Origin of the sequence: Actinocrinis sp. (assembly GCF_035946395.1) — a bacterium.
Taxonomy (GTDB): domain Bacteria; phylum Actinomycetota; class Actinomycetes; order Streptomycetales; family Catenulisporaceae; genus Actinocrinis.
On the sequence record NZ_DASYZI010000337.1, the window covers coordinates 1 to 2888 of the forward strand.

The 2888-nt window shown below is 67.6% G+C and carries 2 protein-coding genes and 1 pseudogene; 2 read left to right on the top strand and 1 reads right to left on the bottom strand.

Annotated features, from left to right (window positions below; all coding sequences use genetic code 11):
• Positions 1-151: 151 nt before the first annotated feature.
• Positions 152-283, top strand: a pseudogene (locus tag VGS97_RS29640) (IS5/IS1182 family transposase); the annotation flags it as partial.
• A gap of 26 nt (positions 284-309) precedes the next feature.
• Here VGS97_RS29640 and VGS97_RS29905 read toward each other — a convergent pair.
• Positions 310-1385, bottom strand: a protein-coding gene (locus tag VGS97_RS29905) for an IS630 family transposase (protein ID WP_422653158.1) whose coding sequence is annotated in 2 segments (ribosomal slippage) — positions 310-908 and positions 908-1385 — 1077 coding nt in all. Because the reading frame shifts where the segments join, the coding sequence is not laid out codon by codon here.
• A gap of 108 nt (positions 1386-1493) precedes the next feature.
• On the opposite strand from VGS97_RS29905, the gene tnpC reads away from it, so the two are divergent.
• Positions 1494-2888 (top strand): IS66 family transposase (gene tnpC, locus VGS97_RS21150; RefSeq protein ID WP_326855347.1); only part of this gene is annotated, 1395 nt, incomplete at its 3' end.

Genomic DNA, 2888 nt, shown 5'->3' on the forward strand with positions numbered 1-2888 from the left:
CCATGATTTCGACCGGGGAATTCCCTGCTGGTCTAGGAAGTCCTGGAAGGCCGTTGAGGGTCTTGCCGGGGAGGTTTCCTCGGCGACTGATCGGGTGCTGAGGCGCTCGATGTTCACGGCGATGGCCGTGAGTACGTGTTGCAGGTGGGATAGGTGGCGTGTCGAGCGCACGATCTCGTGGATCTTCGGCTACCGACGCCTGACCATCCGCTACGAGCGAAAGGCCACCTGCTTTGCCACGTTCCTCTCTCTCGCTGCCACCCTCACCTGCCACAAGCGACTACTGAGTCGGAAAGGCTGGTGTTCTGGCTACGGTGGTTGCAGGGTGAGGCCGGTTTCGGTGATGAAGCCGTCGAGCAATCCATCGTTGCGGTACTGCATGCGCTTGAGGCGGGTGCGCACCAGCGCGGCCAGGGCATCGGTGCCGTGTGGGGCGAGGTTGGCCAGGGAGCGTTTCAGCACCGACCACAAGCCTTCCACCGGATTCAACGTCGGCGCATACGGCGGCAGGTGGAACACGGTCAACCAGTCGCGCTGCGCGATCAGCCGTTTCATCTCGCCGTCGCGGTGCGCGGTGTCGTTGTCCCATACCAGGATGATGTTGGCGCGGCCGAGCTGCTGGTGGGCGGCGTCCAGCATCCCGGCCAGGTCCCGTTCGCGAAAGCCCTTCCGCTCGCTCTTGCGGCCGTGATAAGGCATGATCCGATAGATCAGCCGAGTGCGGAACCCGTGCCGCAGCGCGATCATCCCGGCCAGGTTCACCCGGCCCGAGCCCTTACTGCTCACCCTTACTCGCGGTGTCACCCCGCGCCGCGACCAGGTGCGCGCCTTGGGCGGGCGAAGGCTCTGGCCAGACTCATCCTGGAACACGATCCAGGCACTCAGCCGTGCCGCAGTCCTTTTATATGCGGCCAGGTCTCCCTCACCCAGGTCTGCACCTGTACCTCGTCGCGCTCGGCCGCCACGTGCTGCGGTACCTGAGGACTGTAGTCGATGCGGTGCAGCAGGCAGCAAGCCCCGCGCGGAGTGTAGCGCACCCGGAACAACTCGAAGATCAGCCGTGTGATCCGCGGCAGGGTCCAGCGCTGGTCCTCCACCCAGCCGTGCGCGGCCAGCCCCTCGCCCAACGCCTGCTGCAGTACCTTGAGCTGTACCTCGTCCAGACGGCAGACCGCTCCACCAGGCCCTTTGGACGCCAAGGCATCCATACCGCCTACCTGCCAGGCCCGCCTCCGCGCGTTGACCGACTTGCGCGTGACCGCCAGCACACGCGCGATCTCGCCTGCGTCCCTGCCAGCCTCGAACATCCCGGCCGCCTCGAAGCGCAGCGCCTCCCGGCCAGCCCGGGCCCGCATCGACAACCCACCCCTGTCCGGATACCTCATGGTTCGAACATGCAGCGGCAACAGCCCCGCGTCACGTAAACATTTATCTGTCTTGTGATTTTGCTCGGCGTGCAGGTGGGCGTGCTGTTGGCGCTGTCTGATCCGGCTGTGGCAGAGTTCTGTCTCGTGTCGGGGCTGGAGTCGCTCTCGTGTGAGGATCTCCTTGCGCTGATCGTGCTACAGCAGCGCCAGATCGAGGAGCTTAAGGCGACGGTTGCCGAGCAGGCGGCCCGGATCGCGCAGATGGAACGGCGACTTGGCCGCAACTCCGGGAACTCCTCGATGCCCCCGTCGAGCGACGTGTTCCACAAGCCCGAAGGGCCCGCGGCCCCGAAGACCGGGCGCGGGCGCGGCAACCAGCCCGGCGCTGGCGGTGGCGGGCTCGCGCTGGTCGAGCGGCCCGATGAGACCGAGCACGCGTTTCCCGACGCGTGCCGGGAGTGCGGCGCATTGTTCGATGGGCTGGGCGAGGTCGACAGCCTGGGCTACTCGCGCCGGCAGCGCACCGACATCCCGCCGGTATGCGCGCAGGTGATCGAAACCCGATCCCACCGCGTGGCCTGTGGCTGCGGCGCTGTAACCGGCGCCCCGGTGCCCGCCGGGGTGAGCGACAGCCCCACCTACGGGCCTCATCTCGCCGCGTTCACGGTGTATCTGTTGGTGTATCAGCATGTTCCGGTGGCGCGGGCCGCCGAGCTGATCGCGGATCTGACCGGGGCCGCGCCCTCGACCGGCTGGGTCGCGTCCCAGCTCGTGCGCGCCGCCAAGCTCGTCGAGCCCGCGCTCGCTCTCATCAGGGCGCTGCTCACGCTCGGGCACGTACTGCACGCGGACGATACCACCACCCGCATTGGCGCCGACCGGCGCCGCTACCTGCACGTCGCGTGCACACGCCTGCTCACCTACCTCGCCCTGGCCCCGCGTTCGCGCGCCGGGGCCAACAGCCTGGGGATCCTGCCGCAGTTCCGCGGCACAATGATCCACGACGCCTACTTCCAGCTCTACGACGGCTACCCGCACTCCCACCATCAGCTATGCCTGGCCCACGTCATCAGGGAACTAACTGCGCAGGTCGAGGCAAATCCCGAACAGCCCTGGGCCGACCAGATCCGCTGGGCGCTGGCCCGGCTGATCGAGCAGGCCGACGCGGCCCGCGCCGCAGGACTCGACCACGTGCCGCCCGAACAGGGCCAGGTGTATCTGCGGGTCCTGCGCCAGGGTGTGGCCGTGGGCCTTGCCCGCCACCCCCGCCTGCCCGGCAACCGGGCACAAAGCGACGCGACCAACCTGCTTGAGCGGCTACGCGACCGCGAGCACGAGTACCTGCGCTTCCTGGAAGACACCACGCTCGAACCGACCAACAACCTGGCCGAGCGCGACCAGCGGCCGGTCAAGACCCAGGTGAAAATCTCCGGCTGCCACCAGTCAGAGGCCGACGCCGCCAACTGGCTCGCCATACGCTCCTACATCTCCCCAGCCGTCAAGCACGGCATCGGAGCCTAC